This is a genomic window from Melioribacter sulfuriphilus, from assembly GCF_052656625.1.
Genome location: NZ_JBQXXK010000005.1, coordinates 258245 through 274762, shown reverse-complemented (window position 1 = coordinate 274762; position 16518 = coordinate 258245). Strand labels below are relative to the sequence as shown.

The window sequence follows — 16518 nt, the reverse complement described above, 5'->3', positions numbered from 1 at the left end:
TTTTGAACGTTAACTTCAGCGTTTACTTACAAATTTAGCAACTTTTTTTCGTAATTTACAGATGAAAAAAAATATTTGTGTGAAGAGATGAGTAGTGCTACATTAATTTTATCGTGTGCAGACCGGAAAGGTCTTGTGGCTAAAATATCACAGTTCTTATTCCAGAGGGACGCAAACATTATCGATCTGGACGAGCATGTCGACAAAAACGAGAAAATGTTCTTCATTCGGATCGAATGGGAATTAAACGGACAGGCAAATGTCACCGATGAATTTATTAATGAATTCAAAAAATTGACCGAAGAAATTAACGCAAACTGGGATATTAAATTGAGCGAGGAAAAAAAACGCCTTGCCATATTCGTATCAAGATATGACCATTGCCTGCTTGAAATACTCTGGCGTTACAGGAACAATGAACTTCATGCCGAAATACCACTTATCATTTCGAATCATCCCGATCTTGAAGTAATTGCCCGTCAGTATAATATTCCCTTTTACTGTTTTCCAATAACGAAAGAAAACAAACGCGATCAGGAGGAAAAGGAGCTCGAATTATTAAAAGAACATAATATCGAGTCGATAATCTTGGCGCGTTACATGCAGATTCTTACTCCTGAATTTATTGCCCACTATCCAAATAATATTATCAACATACATCATTCATTCCTGCCGGCATTTAGTGGAGCTGACCCTTATAAAAAAGCTTACGAAAGAGGAGTCAAATTAATTGGCGCTACAAGTCATTACGTAACGGAAGAACTGGACGAAGGTCCCATTATCGAGCAGGATGTTATAAGAATTTCTCATAAGGATTCTTTGAAAGATTTAATCAGAAAAGGACGCGACCTCGAACGTTTGGTGCTTGCACGCGCCGTAGATCTACACGTCAACAACCGCGTTCTTCAATACGGCAAGAAAACCATCATTTTCAGATAGTTGCTATGAAAAATTTACTCCTTATTGTCGCAATTACCGCAGGTATCCTTTTCCCTTACGGACATAGATTTACCTTTTTAATTCGTTATTTATTAATGGCGTTGCTCTTCTTTTCGTTCCTCGATATTAAAATTGATAAGAATATTATCAACATTAAGCATTTCATCATATTAATTTCTTTGATATCAGCTTCTCTTATATCATATTTTTTGATTTATCCATTCGATAAATTACTTGCGCAAACGGCATTCATAACAGCCATAGCCCCAACTGCCATTGCAGCTCCGGTTATTATAAGTCTGAAAAATGGGAAAGTAGAATTCACTCTTTTTTCGTTGGTGCTTACCAACGTAGTAATTACAATCATACTCCCTTTTATTCTACCTTTGATTATCGACAGCGGAAACAATATTACATTTAACGACATTTTATTACCTGTACTGGTTACGTTCACAATTCCTTTGATTCTGACAAGATTAATAAAAGCAATAAGCGTTCCTTTATGGGAAAAGTTAATTGATCTGAAGGACATCTCGTTTTACATACTGGTAGTAAATGTTTATTTAGCAACATCAGGAGCCTCAAATTATATACGCAATAATTTTACATCGGAATTGACGCTGGTTTATCAGATTGGCTTTATAACAGCTTTAATCTGTGCATTCCTCTTTATACTTGGCTGGTTTATAGGAGGAAAGGAATATGCTTCTGAGGCAAGTCAGTCGTTAGGACAAAAAAATAATTCGTACACAATATGGCTCGCAATAACTTTTATGAATCCGATATCCGTTCTTGGTCCGGTTTTCTACGTACTATTTCAAAATACTTATATTTCACTGAATCTTTACTTTCACTCTAAGAAACATAATTCCTCAAGTTAAATAGTGTCATTACAATTACAGGAATATGTAAAACAGCCAGGAGACCGAATCGTATTAACACATCCTTGCGAGCTTGTTTAACCATCGTCCCAAAATAAATTCCTTTCATAATCGAATTACTCATCATCGCAATTAAAATCGATGCTGCAATTATTTGAGCTCCGAATATATCGCCGCTTACCAGCGATAAAATAAATGGGTCTATATCCGTAATCCCGACGATTGCAGAAAGTGAAATAATTCCCGAACTGCCAAAGTAATTTTTAACCAAGCCTGTAATTACTGAAAGTCCCAGAAACAACACGGCAAATAAAATGGCCGGTCGTATTTCGAAAGGATTCTGAAGGTTTTGTATCTCTTGATCGATTATCGACCTCTTGGTTGCGGTTTTATTTCCATTGACAAACGAAATAATAAATCCAGCCAGACTTAGAAAAGTTAGTTGAAGCCAGATATATTCAACTACTGCCGAATTAATTATATAAATAAGTACAAGTACACGTATATACATTACGCTCGAAGCAACGAGAGCGCCCTGTAGAGCCGGATGCCATAGATTTTCGTTCTTTTGAGCCATCCTGCCGTAAGCAATTGAGACGGCGGTGCTCGATACAATTCCACCCACCAGACCTGAAACTCGAAAACCGGCATGAGCACCCAAACGCTTTGAAATAATATATCCTACAAATCCTACTGTAGAAACGATAATTACAATTTGCCATGTTTTATATGGATTAATATTAAATTGAGTGTAATTCTTGTCGGGCAAAACAGGTAGAATGATTAGAGTTACCAGCAGGAATTTAAGAACCGCAAGAAACTCAACTCGGTCGAGACGGTCGACGTAGAATTCCAGCCTCGCTTTCTCAGAAAGTAAAATTGTGCTAATGATTCCAAGAGCCATCGAAGCCCAGATATCAACGAGCAATGCCAGTGCACCTATAATAAATGTTACAAGCGCACTTACTTCACTTGTTACGCCGTATTTATCGTATTGCGATTTTGAAAAATACGATATTACCGTCAATGCAGAAATTGCAACAAGTCCGAGTGGCAGAATTGCCTCCACTCCAATTTTATAGAGCCAGGCACATCCAAATCCCATTAAACTTATTATTGGATAAGTTCTGATTCCGCCTAAGATAACTTTTTTCTGTTTTCCTTTAGTGGATTCTCTTTCGAGCCCCACCAAAAAACCGAGAGCAAGTGCAACTAAAAAACGAAGTTGTTCCGTCCATTCGATCGATTGCATTGCATCACCGTTTTTATTAAAGTTCCAAAATAATGGAAAGATTGACCTATCGCAACAAATTAATTACCAGCCGTTATAATGAATACGTTCCGGCTTGAAACGCTCGGGTTGATTTTTTTTCTCGTCGGGGTAACCAATTGCCACCATAGCCACCGGCAGGATATTGTCAGGTAATCCGAAGAGCTCTTTGAAAATATTGATTCGCTCTGCTCTCGGATAAACTGCAATCCAGACCGAACCTAAATCGAGTTCGTGAGCAGCCAGTAAAATATTTTCGGTTGCAGCGGCACAATTCAATGCAATGTACCCTTCGAGGCTTTCGAGTCGTCTGTCGCCGCAAATAAGTATTCCGAGAGGTGCCTCCCTGCACATTTTTGCATACGGGTGCAGCTCTGCTATTTTGTTCAATGTTTCTCTATCATCAATAACAATAAAATGCCACGGCTGACTGTTGTGTGCAGATGGGGCATACATTGCCGCTTTCAAAATCTTGTCGACTTTTTCCTTTTCGACCGGTTGATTTTTATACCGTCTTATACTTCGCCTTGTTAAAAGGGCTTCTAACGTGTTCATAATTCCTCCGCAATTGTTACAGACAAAAATAAAATTTTACTTTTTTATTTTTGGAATTAATAAAAGGAGGAGTAAATGTTCCGTCAACAGGAAATAACATTAAAACCAAGAAGACGCGGATTCCACCTTATAACCGATGAAATTTTGAGTTATCTACCAGAGCTAAAAAATGTTACTGTGGGTATTGTGCATATATTTATCAAACATACTTCTGCATCGCTCACTTTAAATGAAAATGCCGACCCTACTGTTCGAAGCGACATGGAAAAATATTTCAGCCGTCTTGTTCCTGAAGATGCTTCGCTTTTCGAGCACACGCTGGAAGGTACGGACGATATGACTTCACACATTAAAACTTCTATACTCGGAAGCTCGCTCACAGTTCCGATTAAAAACGGTAGATTGAATCTTGGCACCTGGCAGGGCATCTATTTATGCGAGCATCGCAATCAAGGCGGTCCGAGAAATATTGTCGTTACTATTATTGGTGAGTAAGGGATTAGGGATTAGGGATTAGGGGTTAGGGGTTAGGGATTGGGGATTAGGAAATAGTAAGGATGTGGTTCGTGGTTGGGGGTTCTTTGTTCAGGAGTTCTTAGTTCAGGAGTTCTTTGTTAAAGAGTTCTTAGTTCTGGAGTTTGTGGTTTGGGAGTTAATGGTTGATAGGTGATAAATTAATTATGAACTAACTGAAAAATTAACACAATAACTCATCTTTATTAAAAACGTTTGATACTAATTTAGCCATGTTTCAAAACAACTATGCTTATAACTGAAAAGCAAGCTAAAGCTCATGGATTACTTATCCTTTGCCCTAGCTTGCCTGCATTTAGAGCTTTCTAATTTGGTGATCATAAAAATTAATAAATCTTGACTAATCAAAACTTATTACAGCTCTGGAACTTTGCCCAAAACATCTTCCACCGTCATTTCGATAACTTCACCCAGATTCAGTTTTTTTATTCCTTCAGCAATTCGCGACTTATCTCCAACAACGACTACTATCATTTTGTCTGGTCTAATATATTTTTCTGCGGCACTTTTTACCTCTTTGTCTTTAACAGAAAGAATCCTATCGATATACTGATTAAAATAATCTTTCGGCAAATTGTAATAGACTAATTCTTCCAGCTCACCTGCAATCCCTGCAACTGTTTGAAAATTATTAGGGTAACCGAGAGCAGTATAATTTTTTGCCCTGTCAACTTCTTCCTGAGAAATCGGCTGACGAATTCCATTTAATTCCTTAAAAAATTCCCGCAACGCTTTGTCTGTCACATCAGTTTGTACCGACGAATAAGCGATAAAATATCCAGCAACCGGACGCAATACAAATCTGGAACCTGCACCGTAAGTATAACCGTGTTCTTCTCTCAAATTATTATTTAGTCGGGATGTAAAAGAGCCACCGAGGATTGTGTTCATTACATTGATCGAATAATAATCCTGCGTAGTACGCGAAGGGGCAACATCACCGATATAAATTACCGACTGAGCAGCACCAGGTTTATCAATTAAAAATATTTTCCCTGGATTCCCGTTTAACGGCATTTCAATTTTTTGTTTGAAATCTCCCTTTTTATTCCAGCTGGAGAAATATTCATTCAATAATTTTTCGAGTCCGCTCCTATCAATATCCCCCACCGTTACAATAAACGAATTGTCCGGTGTAAAATACTTTTTGTAATAATCGATGATATCATCCCGTGTAATATTTTTAATCGATTTTTCAGTCCCGACCTCATTTCTTCCATAAGGATGATTACCAAACAACAATTTATTGAATGCTACTCTGGCAATTTCATTCGGTTGATCGTGCCATTGCATTAAAGTAGTAAGTCGTTCTTTTTTTAATCTACTCAATTCAGCTTCAGGAAAATCCGGTTTGAGTAATATTTTACTGAATATTTCGAGAGCATCATTAATTTTTGATACAGGGACATTCAAGTTTAGGTTCGAAGTAAAAAGAGAAGAACTTATATTAAGATTAGCCCCAAGGAAATCGATTTCATCTGCTATCTGGAGTGCGTTCATTCCATCGGCACCTTCGTCGAGCATGTCGAATACAATATCGGATAGTCCTTCTTTGCCGTCAGGATCGTTCAAAGAACCAGTCCTCAAAATCAAATTTAACTGGATAAGAGGAACCTGATGTTTTTCCATCAGGTAGACTTTCAAACCGTTTTGAAGTGTGAATTCCTGCACAGCGGGCAATTGCAATCCTTTGGGTGGTGGTAACTGCGGAGGTTTTGATCTGTCAGCTTTTTGCGCATTGAGATTTAATGCTATCAATATCATTACGAAAATCGATGTTAAATTTTTCATTTTATCTTTCCTCCGTCTGTTCGACTGCTGCCAGTTCAGTTTTCCCCTTTGGAACGATGCTCAATACAACTTTCCCTTGTTTCTTTAGAAAAACACGTGCTGCATTTTTCAAATCGTCAGTACTCAGTGCCTTGTAACGATTAAAATCCTCGTTAGCATAATCCGGATTGTTTGCGTAATAAAAGTACTCGTTCAATTGATTGGCTTTTCCGCGAAAGCCGCCTGGTTTTTCAAGATTCCTGAGAAAGGAAGCTTCGTACTGATTAATTGCACGTTGTAATTCCCTTTCAGTCGGATTTTCAGATTTTAGCCTATCAATTTCCTCGTTAATTACCGACATGATTTCGTTCAAATTATGACCAGAACGAGCCGTTGCAATAATAAAGAATTGTGAAGATAATTTTGACGAACTTTGAAATGCAGAAACATCCTGGGCAATCTGGAGTTCATAGACAAGTCTTTTATATAATCTTGAGTTTTTACCGCCAGCAAGAATATTTGCAAGCAAATCCATTTCGGCATCGCCCGGTGCAAAACGTGGCGGTGTTATCCAGACCATATAGAGTCGGGGCAGTTGAACCCTATCCTCTTGAGTAATAAATTTATTTTCGTTCAATACGGCTGCGGCAGGATTTAACGGCGGTACTGGTTTGCCTGCCGGAATTTCTCCGAACCACTTCTCAACCAGAGTCAATGTTTCTTCTGGATTAATGTCGCCGGCAATTACGAGCGAAGCATTGTTTGGCACATAATAAGTTTTGAAAAACTCGACTACATCTTCGTAAGTTGCTGCGTCGAGATCTGCCATAGAACCAATAACAGGCCATGAATAAGGATGACCTTGCGGATAGAGATTCTTATAGATTGTTTCCCAGGCAAGTCCATAAGGTCTGTTTTCGTAACTTTGTCTTCTCTCGTTTTTAACAACTTCTCTCTGTCCATTAACTTTTTCGGGTGTCATTGCGTCGAGTAAATACCCCATACGGTCGGATTCGAGAAAGAGCGCAAGTTCAAGTGCGTTCGACGGAACATCTTCGTAATAATTAGTTCTGTCTTCTGTAGTTGAACCATTATTTTGTCCGCCAGCAGCTTCGAGCAATTTATCGAATTCTCCTTCTTTTACATTTTTAGATCCTTCGAACATAATATGTTCAAAAAGATGGGCAAAGCCAGTTCTCCCCAATTTTTCGTAGCCAGAACCAACATGATACCAGACATTAACAGAAACTGTGGGAGTTGTATGGTCTTCGTGCAGTATAACATTCAGTCCGTTAGGTAATTGATGATGAATGTAAGGAATTTTTATCTGAGCTGATACTGCCGAGTAAGTAATTAGAAATGCAATTAACAAAATCAACTTTTTCATATTTGACCTTAATGTTTTATAAAATCTTCTCTGTAAGGATTGAACACATCGATAAGCGCGCTATCTTCGAGTGCATGAACCGAATGATTTAGGTTTGGTTTAACAAAGAATACATCGCCGGCTTTAAGTACTTTTTTTTCGCCTTCAATTTCGACTTCGAATGAACCTTTGACGATGTATGAGATTTGTTTGTGTGGGTGTTTGTGAGTATAACCTATAGCGTCTTTATCGAATTCGACCAGAACCAGCATCAGGTCCCTGTCGTATCCAAGAATTTTTCTTTTAACGCCTTCGCCTACATTTTCCCACTGGTAATTATCTTTTTCGATAAATCCGCTAATCCCGAAATCTTTTTCCATGATTCACTCCTTAGAGATTTTCTTCTTCTTGTTGCAATTTAGTTGGGATGTTTAATTCGTCCATTTTTCTATATAAAGACGAGAGTCCAATTTCGAGAGCTTTAGCAACTTCATCCTTATTATAGTCGTATTTTTTCATTACTTTAAGAATGTGTTCGCGTTCGAAACTACGCATTGCCTCTTTGAGCGAGTCAGGGTAGTCGTGTGACATAGGAACACCTTTCAAATATTCGGGCAAATTTTCGACGGTAATTAATTCCTTGCTGCTGAAAATAATTGCTCTTTCAATAACGTTTTCAAGCTCTCTTACTCCGCCTGGCCATTCGTGATTCAATAATATTCGCATCGTATCGTTATCTGTCCCAATTATCTTTTTGCCCATTTCCTTGCTGTACTTTTCAATAAAATGATTGACGAGCAATGGAATATCTTCTTTCCTTTCGCTTAAAGACGGAAGGTTAATTTCAACAACGTTCAAGCGATAATAAAGGTCTTCCCTGAACTCGCCTGTTTTTGTTTTTTCGTAAAGATTCTGGTTTGTAGCTGCAATAATTCTAACGTCGGTACTGACGGGCTTAACTCCGCCGACGGGAATAAACGCTCTGTCTTCGATTGCCCTGAGGAGCTTAACCTGCATATTCAATGGGAGGTCACCAATTTCGTCGAGGAAAAGAGTTCCACCGTCTGCCACTTTAAAAAGTCCAATTTTGTCTTCGGTAGCACCTGTAAATGATCCTTTTTTATGCCCGAACAATTCGCTTTCAATCAAATTTTCTGAAATTGCTCCGCAGTTAATCGGCAGGAAAACCTTGTCCCTTCTGTTGCTGTTATAATGAATTGCCTTAGCAACAAGTTCTTTACCCGTACCACTTTTACCGATAATAAGGACGTTGCTGTTTGTAGGAGCAACTTGAGTAATAATCGAAAAGACTTTGCGCATCGGCTCGCTTTTACCAATCAGATTAGTAAAATCGGCTTCAGTCGATATTCTCTGCCTGAGAGATTTATTTTCAAATGCAAGGTTTTTATAGTCGAGGAGTCGTTTTATTCTAATAATCAAATCGTCAAATTCCACGGGTTTAATCAGATAGTCGTAAGCTCCCTGACGCAATGCGTCGATTGCAGTATTGACCGACGCATAGGCAGTCATTATCACAAAAAAGGTTTCGGGAGAAATCTTCGATGCCTGTTCGAGCAACTGGATACCGTCAATTTTGGGCATCTTTATATCTGTAATGACAATATCGTATTTATCCGATTTAATTTTTTCGAGAGCTTCTTCGCCGTCACCAACTACGTCGGTCGTATAACCTTCGTCCTCAAGAACCATCTTCAACGAATCTCTAATTGGTTTTTCATCGTCAGCAATTAAAATTCTTACAGCCATAAATTTACCTCATATTACTTTTAGTATTTTCTTTAATTGGAATTTTAACCGTGAATGTACTTCCTTCGTTCAATTTACTTTTGACGGTTATTTCTCCGTTATATTGTTTAATTATGCCATAACTGACCGATAGTCCGAGTCCGGTACCTTTACCGACTTCTTTAGTTGTAAAGAAGGGGTCGAAAATTTGCTTGAGTGTATTTTCGTCCATGCCACAGCCATCGTCCGAAAAATGGACATAAATAAAATCATCATCGTAATCAGATTTAACCGTAATACGACCATTGCCTTCGATGGCGTCGAGTGCATTAATTAAAATGTTTACAAAAACCTGGAGTATCTGGTCTGTTGCTACATTAATTCTCGGCAGCGATTCTTTTAAGTCGGTTTCGAATTTCACTTTCTTAACGCGTTTATCGTATTTAACAATTCCGAGTGCGGTTTTAATAATATCAGAAATGTCGCTCATCGACTTTTCGTAACTCGGTGGTCTCGAAAAGTCAACCAGTTCTCTAACTATTTTGGAAATTCTATCGATATTTTCTTTAATATTTGACAATTGTTCCGTGAAAAAAGGATCTTTACTCTTTCGTTGAAGAATTTGAACCAGTGATGAGATCGAAGCCAGTGGGTTTCCAATTTCGTGTGCAACACCTGCAGCAAGCTGACCAATTACTGCTAATTTTTCTGATTGATCAATTTGAGCCTGCAATTTTTTGAACTCGGTAAAATCCTTTATAATTATCGACCTGCCGGCATAACCACCGTTACTCCCCGGCAATTTCGATACGCTCAGTTTTACACTCAATATTCTGCCGTCCTTTGTTCTGCGCTCGGTTTCAAGAATTTTTGTTGCCCCTTCTTTAACCTCTTTTTGAATCTTCTTTAATTCATCTTGATACTTCTTTCCTTCCGGTAATAAAAACGAGGACGGTTTCCCGATAATTTCTTCTTCAGTATATCCAAAGATTCTCTCTGCTCCTTTATTCCAGGCAATAAACTTTTCGTTTTCGTCAACCATCATTATGGCGGAATCGGAAGTGTGGAGAATGTTTTTAAGATATTGCTGACTCAATTCAAGTTTTGAAGCCAGACGGTCGCGGTCATATTTTAATTCATTCATTTTAGCTTCCTGATGAAGCATGCTATAGCGAGCAAAGAGCTGCTCGATAATTTCGTCGACAAATCCAAGTAGTATTATCGGGTCGTTAGGACCTGCCTGTTCAGTTTCGATAATATTCAGTATTGCATACCTCCCCTGACTGAAAAGTTGACTTACATCAATTAGACTCATATTCAAATTCGAACACAGAGTATAAATTTCAATCAGGTAGAGATCTGCAATTTTATAATCGCCTTCTTCCAGAACATCAATAAATGTAAGCAAAGAGCTTTCTGTAAATGTTTCAATTTGCGAATCCGAAAGTTTATCTTTAAATAGTTGTTTTAATTTGGCAGACCAATTGGAAGCAATTTCCTTGAAATGCTTTTTAAGAAATTCAATTAGTAGCTTTTTCATTGTATGTTTCTTGCCGTTTCAACGTATTAAATCGATTTACAAAGATATATAAAGGCTCGGTTAATATAAAGGCGATTATAAAGGAACCACCTGAGAAAAAACCGGGTATAAAAAACCAACATCTAAGAGGCAAAGTATGAAACGATTATTTTTCTTATTATCAATTTTTTTCATCAGTGTTAATCTTTTTCCCGCCGAGTCTATAAAAACAAACCTTAAAGAAGTAAAAGTTTACATCAGCGGAGCCGAATTGAAACATACTGCAGTGCTTCCACTTAAAAAAGGCGAAAACGTAATTTTTTTGGAAGGCCTGGCCGGCGATTTTGACCCAAGCAGCATCAACATCAAAATTGAAAGCGACGTCACAATTCTTTCGTTAACCAAAGAAATTAACTATCTGAAAAAAAACTTCACAAACGACAGAATCAAAAATCTGGAAGATTCCTTGAAAATTTTAGAAGATAAATTAAAGACTAATAACGACAGGTCAGAAATCCTGAAAGCACAATGGGAATTGATACTTGCCAACAAAGAAATTAAAGAAGGCAACGTTTCCCTTTTGATCGACAATATAAAAAAATTAGGAAGTTACTACGGTGAACGACTCTCGGAAATTAAATCCGAGTTACGAAAAATAGACGATCAAAATGAGACATTAAAAAGCTACATCGACAGATTAAAAAAACAAATTGAATATCTCAAAGATACACGGCCGCAACACGAATTAAAAATTGTACTGCTCTCGCCTTCTGCACGGAATACTGCAATTGATATCTCATATATGATTAACGATGCGGGTTGGAGACCAAACTACGACATAAGAATAAACAACCTGCAGGAATCTCCAACTACCTCTTACAAAACCGATATACGGCAGCAGAGTGGCATTGATTGGAATAATGTCAAAATAATTTTGTCCACACGAAATCCGCAACGAAGCAATATAAAACCAGAGCTGAGTCCCTGGCTGATAGACTTTAAAGAAAAGCCAATTTATTACGAAGCGGTTCCAAAATTAAAAAGAGAAAATGCTGCAATGGTAACCGAAGACCTCCTTAACGAAAGAGTTATCAATCAGTCATTCAGTCAGGAACAAAACATACTTACGACCGACTTCATACCTGCATTAAATTACACGATCCCGTCTGATGGTATACCACATTCAGTTATGATAAATAATTTTGTGATTGATGCTTATTATAAATATTATGCAGTACCGAAGTACGACGACAATGCATTTTTAGTTATTGATTTAATCAACTGGAAAAAATTCGACCTGCTCAGCGGCGAAGTTAATATTTATCTGGAGAACAGTTACATCGGGAAAAGCTATCTCAATACAGATATCGCAACAGACACACTTCAAATTTCGGCGGGAAGGGACCAATCGATAATTACCGGCAGAAAATTAATAAGAGATTTTAAGGAAGATAAATTCCTGAGCAAAGATATTGTACGTCAATTCAAATACGAATTGTCATTGAGCAACAAGAAACAGGTTCCGGTTGAAGTTATATTGCAGGATAACATTCCAGTCTCAAAAAACGAAGATATAAAAGTGGAACTAATTGAGAGCGGCGGGGCAAGTTTTAATGCATCTACTGGTATGCTCGAATGGAAAGTGAAACTGGACCCTGAAGAGACAAAAACAATTAGTTACACTTTTACTGTTCAGTATCCTGGCGATAGAATTATTCCCGGTTTATAGTAGAAAGAAAACAGCCTGCCGAAATTTTATCGAAAAATTTTATTGAGCAGGCTGTTTTTCTTTTTGTTAAATGGCCTAAAGGCATAAAGGAATTGCAAGAAATAGTTACTGGGAAAAAATGTTTTTAAGCCGTATTGTTCGGCTTTTTCTCCTGGCAGAAATGCAGAATCAAAAAGCCAATCCCATATCGCAAGTTTAGTTGCAAAATTCCGATTTCTACCTTTACCTGTTGTGTGATGCCATCGATGCATCTCAGGTCCGTTAATTATATATTGTAACCAGCCGGTATGGACATTCAAATTGGAATGGATATACATTCCCCAGAGGGCGCTAATAACCCCTTTGTAAGCAATTACTTCTGGCGGCGATCCGAGTAATACGATCGGCATAAACTCCACAGTTTGATTTATCAGAATTTCGAACGCATGGCTACGCGAACCGGAAAGCCAATCTACTTTTTCAGGCGAATGATGAGCTTCGTGCAGGCGCCATAAAAATTTATTTCGATGCTGCCATCTGTGCATCCAGTAGATATAAAAATCGTGTGTGACTGTAAAAAAGATCAATTGAATCCATATAGGTACATCGGCAAACAAGCCGAGGCGCGATAAGCCGGTCGCACTGTCGATTCCTTTAATGATTACAGTAAAAATAAAAATACCAAGCAGATAGCTCTGAGCTATCGTATATAATGCAAGATCATCAAAAAATCCTTTGCGTAAGATTTCCTGCCCCTTGTTGTAGGGAAATATCCGTTCGAGTATAACAAACAAAATGGCTGCAGAGACAATAATCAGATACGATATTAATTCGTAAGATTCAAAATCCATAGCTCATAAAAGATTTTATTCAATAATTGCAACCCATCCGCCGCCGGTAGCCATATTAATTTCAATTTTATCACCTTTTCTGACAGTAGATTTTACAACTTTATAATCATTCCCATTTCGATCTGCATTTATACCGTCCTGATAGATTGTAATCTTGTACTCTCTATTGTCCTCCAGAAACGAAAAATCGAGTTTTAAAGTTCTCGCGCTCCAGTCGGTCATGGCACCTACGAACCATTTATTTCCCGACTTTCGGGCAATTGCAACATAGTCGCCCACTTTTGCATCGAGCACTTTTGTTTTGTCCCAGACGGTTGGCACAATTGATAGAAATTCCAACGACTCTTTTTCGCGAAGATAATTCGTCGGACTGTCTGCCAGCATTTGCAAAGGACTTTCAAAAATCACATACATTGCAAGCTGGTGGCATCTTGTGCCCTGGCTCATCGGTTGAGTGAATATATCTCTAAAATTTTCTTTAACTGCATTATTCATTGCACCGGGAGTATAGTCCATCGGTCCGGCGAGCATGCGGATAAATGGAATTGTAACATTGTGCTCGGGTGTAACGTTGTTGCTCCATTTATTGTGTTCGAGGCCGAGAATACCTTCGCTTGTAATTACGTTCGGATATGTTCTGTATAGTCCAGTTGGTTTATAAGCGCCATGAAAATCGACGAGGAATTTTCTTCTGGCAGCTTCTTTAGCAACTTTGTAATAGTAATTGACCATCCAGGCATCGTCCCTTTGCATGAAATCGACCTTTATTCCTTTAATGCCGAGCTCTTCAAATAGATTCATCGCCTCTTCGAATTGGTCGTCGAGTGTTTTCCAGATTACCCATAAAATTATTCCTACATTTTTTTCCCTGGCATATTCAACAATTTCTCTGATGTTAATTCCCGGACTTTCTTCGAGAAGGTTACCCAATTTATACCAGCCTTCGTCGAGAATTACATATTCAATTCCGTGCTGAGAAGCAAAATCGATATAATACTTATATGTGGCTGTATTAATGCCTGCTCTGAAATCAACCTTATAAACATTGTTTGCATTCCACCAATCCCACGCAACCTTGCCGGGTTTAATCCATGTAAAATCGATATCTGGATCGTGAGGCTGAGCGAGTTTATAAACCATTGTATTTTCAATTAGCATACCGTCGTTATCTGAAATTACAAACACACGCCACGGAAAATTTCTTGTTCCATTTGTACGGACAATATAATCTTTCCGTTTTGTCACATAAACGTCCCTGTCGCTTTTGATTTCGGTTTCAGCGGGATAAAATGGAAAGAGTCCCTTCAGTACCGTCGAATTTGTGCCTCTGAGATAGAGTCCTGCATAGTCACACAGATCCGCTTCAGTGATTGCAACTTTAAGCGAATTATTTAAATCAACTAAAGCTGGCAGAGAGCAAAAACTTTTTTCGTCAATTTTACTAATTGGAAGATATTTATAAAGACGTTCAGAATGGGACATGAAGCTATCTTCCTGGGGGAAGAAGATATTGAAATCGTTTGCAAAATTTGCTTCAAAAATTTCGTCTTTTACCGTTATCGAATCATCGAATCGAGTCGATATTCTGTAACCGAAGCCTTCATCGTAAACTCTTACATAAAGAGAAAAATTATTTTCAAAATCTAAACGTAACTCGTTGTACTCATCTTTGATTACAGCATATTTTTGTCTTAGTACTGGTCTCTGTTCGCGATTGACATAATCGATTGACTTATTTTTTATGGAAGGGTCTATTCCCAATATTCCTCTGTCAAGTATCAACGAAATTGCAGATGGTTTGATAATTGTAACTTTGTCATAAGAGACAGAATATGTAAGATGATTGTCGGTGTTGATTGTAACTATCAATTTTTTTGAGGGTGATTCAACGTCGTACTGACCTGCATTCAGAAAAAGAGGGAGAAAAAATAAGACAATTAAAGAAATTATTCTTTTCATTATCCGCTCCTGCGTAATTTTACTTTACTTTTTAATTCGCTTTCATAAACTTTCTTCACACCGTCACCAAGAGCTTTTTCGATATCGCGTATATCTTTCACCAGTCTAAACATTCCGCCAATTTCAACGGAAGCAGCCTGGTCTGTTCCCCACATGGCTCTGTCGAGAGTTATATGCCGTTCGATAAAAGTAGCGCCCAGTGCTACGGCTGCAAGCGATGGAGCCAGTCCAGTTTCGTGACCTGAATATCCGATTGGAATTTCAGGATATCTTTTTTTATATGTTTCGATTACGCGTAGATTTAATTCCTCAAGGTTGCATGGATAAGTCGAAGTCGATTGAGCAATCAAAAGATTTTTCTTTCCAAGAAAATCTACTGCTCGGTCTATTTCTTCAAGTGTGGACATTCCGGTCGACAGCATAATTGGTTTGCCAGTCGATTTAATTCTGGACAGCAATCGATCGTCGGTAAGAGAAGCCGATGCAACTTTATACATAACCGGGTCAAATTTTTCGAGGAAATCGACAGCTTCTTCGTCCCACGCAGAAGCAAACCAGTCGATACCCTTCGATTTGCAATAACGATCTATTTCTTTGTATTCGTCGTAGCCGAATTCAACCTTACGGCGGTATTCGATATAAGTAATTCTTCCCCATGGAGTATCGCGTTCGATATGCCACTGGTCTTTTGGAACGCACAATTCGGGCGTGCGTTTTTGAAACTTCACGGCGTCGCATCCGGCAAAGACCGCACCGTCAATCAGCTTTTTTGCCAGTTCGAGCGAGCCATTGTGATTAATCCCAATTTCCGCAATTATATAGACACGTTCACCATCGCCGATAAATTTTTTGCCCACTTTTACACTCATTTCTTTCTCTTTTTAATTTCTTTCAGTTTGGCTTCGATTATTAACTCGGCAAGGTCACGGAATGCACCATTTCCGCCGCTGTGTTTTAGAATAATGTCTGCCGCCTTTTTGGCAAATGGAGTTGCATCCGAAGGACATGCCGAAAGTCCCACAAGTTTCATAATGCCAATATCATTTGTATCGTCACCAATGAAAGCCACTTCCTCATTTGAAAGATTTTTTCTTTTCAGTATTTCTTCCAGAAGTTTTTCTTTCTCCATAACGCCCATATGCAGTTCTTTAATCTTTAGTTTATCTGCACGCGATTTAACGATGTTTGTATCCTCTCGGGTAACGATTCCCGTTTCTACATCAACGAGACTTCTTAAGCGCTCAACACCCATACCGTCCCGTATTGAAAAACGTTTCATTAATTCTCCTTCAGCAGAATAATAAACTCCAGTATCAGTCAATACTCCATCGACGTCTGTAAGAAGCAATTTTATTTTAGAAGCTTTTTTATAAAGATCTTTTTTTGTAATCTTTTTTTTCGACATATCAAATTCCTTTTA

The 16518-nt window shown here is 38.2% G+C and carries 15 protein-coding genes; 4 read left to right on the top strand and 11 right to left on the bottom strand.

Translation table 11 applies throughout. The features are described 5' to 3' along the window. The first annotated feature begins 87 nt into the window (after positions 1 to 87). A complete protein-coding gene (gene purU / locus ACUN8G_RS08525) occupies positions 88 to 939 on the top strand; it encodes a formyltetrahydrofolate deformylase (RefSeq protein WP_437346179.1) in 852 nt (283 codons plus the stop codon). Positions 940 to 944: 5 nt separating this feature from the next. After that, positions 945 to 1820 carry a bile acid:sodium symporter family protein gene (locus ACUN8G_RS08520; protein ID WP_445480930.1) on the top strand — a complete coding sequence of 292 codons (876 nt, stop codon included), beginning with the start codon at positions 945 to 947 and terminating at the stop codon, positions 1818 to 1820. Here the strand turns inward: ACUN8G_RS08520 and ACUN8G_RS08515 are convergent. Next, on the bottom strand, positions 1795 to 3072 hold the full coding sequence (locus ACUN8G_RS08515; RefSeq protein WP_437346181.1) for an MgtC/SapB family protein: 1278 nt from the start codon (positions 3070 to 3072) through the stop codon (positions 1795 to 1797). The two genes, ACUN8G_RS08520 and ACUN8G_RS08515, sit on opposite strands and share 26 nt — an antisense overlap. 63 nt (positions 3073 to 3135) lie before the next feature. Then, entirely contained in the window at positions 3136 to 3645 is a 510-nt protein-coding gene (locus ACUN8G_RS08510) for a nitroreductase family protein (protein ID WP_437346182.1), read from the bottom strand. Between the two features lie 75 nt (positions 3646 to 3720). Between ACUN8G_RS08510 and ACUN8G_RS08505 the strand changes: the two genes are divergently transcribed. Next, positions 3721 to 4140, top strand: a complete 420-nt coding sequence (locus ACUN8G_RS08505) for a secondary thiamine-phosphate synthase enzyme YjbQ (RefSeq protein WP_437346183.1) — start codon at positions 3721 to 3723, stop codon at positions 4138 to 4140. 393 nt (positions 4141 to 4533) lie between these two features. On the opposite strand, the gene ACUN8G_RS08500 is transcribed toward ACUN8G_RS08505, so the two are convergent. The 5 genes from ACUN8G_RS08500 to ACUN8G_RS08480 are packed head-to-tail and all read right to left on the bottom strand — an operon-like array spanning position 4534 to position 10601. After that, entirely contained in the window at positions 4534 to 5970 is a 1437-nt protein-coding gene (locus ACUN8G_RS08500; RefSeq protein WP_437346184.1) for a M16 family metallopeptidase, read from the bottom strand. Between the two features lies 1 nt (position 5971). Then, positions 5972 to 7336: a M16 family metallopeptidase gene (locus tag ACUN8G_RS08495; protein ID WP_437346185.1), complete on the bottom strand. Its 1365-nt coding sequence runs from the start codon at positions 7334 to 7336 to the stop codon at positions 5972 to 5974. A gap of 8 nt (positions 7337 to 7344) precedes the next feature. Continuing rightward, on the bottom strand, positions 7345 to 7677 hold the full coding sequence (locus ACUN8G_RS08490; RefSeq protein WP_437346417.1) for a cupin domain-containing protein: 333 nt from the start codon (positions 7675 to 7677) through the stop codon (positions 7345 to 7347). 28 nt (positions 7678 to 7705) lie between these two features. Beyond that, positions 7706 to 9082 (bottom strand): sigma-54-dependent transcriptional regulator, encoded by a 1377-nt coding sequence (locus ACUN8G_RS08485; protein WP_437346186.1) that lies wholly within the window; start codon positions 9080 to 9082, stop codon positions 7706 to 7708. Positions 9083 to 9086: 4 nt separating this feature from the next. Further along, positions 9087 to 10601, bottom strand: a complete 1515-nt coding sequence (locus ACUN8G_RS08480; RefSeq protein WP_437346187.1) for a two-component system sensor histidine kinase NtrB — start codon at positions 10599 to 10601, stop codon at positions 9087 to 9089. Between the two features lie 136 nt (positions 10602 to 10737). Here ACUN8G_RS08480 and ACUN8G_RS08475 point away from each other — a divergent pair, with 136 nt between their 5' ends. Continuing rightward, complete coding sequence (locus ACUN8G_RS08475; protein ID WP_437346188.1) at positions 10738 to 12309, top strand: DUF4139 domain-containing protein; 1572 nt, start codon at positions 10738 to 10740, stop codon at positions 12307 to 12309. 26 nt (positions 12310 to 12335) lie between these two features. On the opposite strand, the gene ACUN8G_RS08470 is transcribed toward ACUN8G_RS08475, so the two are convergent. The 4 genes from ACUN8G_RS08470 to ACUN8G_RS08455 are packed head-to-tail and all read right to left on the bottom strand — an operon-like array spanning position 12336 to position 16503. Next, entirely contained in the window at positions 12336 to 13139 is an 804-nt protein-coding gene (locus ACUN8G_RS08470; RefSeq protein ID WP_437346189.1) for a sterol desaturase family protein, read from the bottom strand. A 15-nt stretch (positions 13140 to 13154) separates the two neighbouring features. Beyond that, positions 13155 to 15098 carry a glycoside hydrolase family 97 protein gene (locus ACUN8G_RS08465; protein WP_437346190.1) on the bottom strand — a complete coding sequence of 648 codons (1944 nt, stop codon included), beginning with the start codon at positions 15096 to 15098 and terminating at the stop codon, positions 13155 to 13157. Continuing rightward, on the bottom strand, positions 15098 to 15967 hold the full coding sequence (locus ACUN8G_RS08460) for an N-acetylneuraminate synthase family protein (protein ID WP_437346191.1): 870 nt from the start codon (positions 15965 to 15967) through the stop codon (positions 15098 to 15100). Before ACUN8G_RS08460 ends, ACUN8G_RS08465 begins: the two co-directional genes overlap by 1 nt. Beyond that, complete coding sequence (locus tag ACUN8G_RS08455) at positions 15964 to 16503, bottom strand: KdsC family phosphatase (protein ID WP_437346192.1); 540 nt, start codon at positions 16501 to 16503, stop codon at positions 15964 to 15966. The genes ACUN8G_RS08460 and ACUN8G_RS08455 overlap by 4 nt, the downstream gene beginning before the upstream one ends. Between the last annotated feature and the right edge of the window lie 15 nt (positions 16504 to 16518).

Bases quoted from the DNA above. Each gene is read 5' to 3' on its own strand.
- ACUN8G_RS08500 (WP_437346184.1), bottom strand. From the start codon at position 5,970: ATGAAAAATTTAACATCGATTTTCGTAATGATATTGATAGCATTAAAT.
- ACUN8G_RS08510 (WP_437346182.1), bottom strand. From the start codon at position 3,645: ATGAACACGTTAGAAGCCCTTTTAACAAGGCGAAGTATAAGACGGTAT.
- ACUN8G_RS08460 (WP_437346191.1), bottom strand. From the start codon at position 15,967: ATGAGTGTAAAAGTGGGCAAAAAATTTATCGGCGATGGTGAACGTGTC.
- purU (WP_437346179.1), top strand. From the start codon at position 88: ATGAGTAGTGCTACATTAATTTTATCGTGTGCAGACCGGAAAGGTCTT.
- ACUN8G_RS08465 (WP_437346190.1), bottom strand. From the start codon at position 15,098: ATGAAAAGAATAATTTCTTTAATTGTCTTATTTTTTCTCCCTCTTTTT.
- ACUN8G_RS08495 (WP_437346185.1), bottom strand. From the start codon at position 7,336: ATGAAAAAGTTGATTTTGTTAATTGCATTTCTAATTACTTACTCGGCA.
- ACUN8G_RS08505 (WP_437346183.1), top strand. From the start codon at position 3,721: ATGTTCCGTCAACAGGAAATAACATTAAAACCAAGAAGACGCGGATTC.
- ACUN8G_RS08485 (WP_437346186.1), bottom strand. From the start codon at position 9,082: ATGGCTGTAAGAATTTTAATTGCTGACGATGAAAAACCAATTAGAGAT.
- ACUN8G_RS08470 (WP_437346189.1), bottom strand. From the start codon at position 13,139: ATGGATTTTGAATCTTACGAATTAATATCGTATCTGATTATTGTCTCT.
- ACUN8G_RS08520 (WP_445480930.1), top strand. From the start codon at position 945: ATGAAAAATTTACTCCTTATTGTCGCAATTACCGCAGGTATCCTTTTC.
- ACUN8G_RS08515 (WP_437346181.1), bottom strand. From the start codon at position 3,072: ATGCAATCGATCGAATGGACGGAACAACTTCGTTTTTTAGTTGCACTT.
- ACUN8G_RS08455 (WP_437346192.1), bottom strand. From the start codon at position 16,503: ATGTCGAAAAAAAAGATTACAAAAAAAGATCTTTATAAAAAAGCTTCT.
- ACUN8G_RS08475 (WP_437346188.1), top strand. From the start codon at position 10,738: ATGAAACGATTATTTTTCTTATTATCAATTTTTTTCATCAGTGTTAAT.
- ACUN8G_RS08480 (WP_437346187.1), bottom strand. From the start codon at position 10,601: ATGAAAAAGCTACTAATTGAATTTCTTAAAAAGCATTTCAAGGAAATT.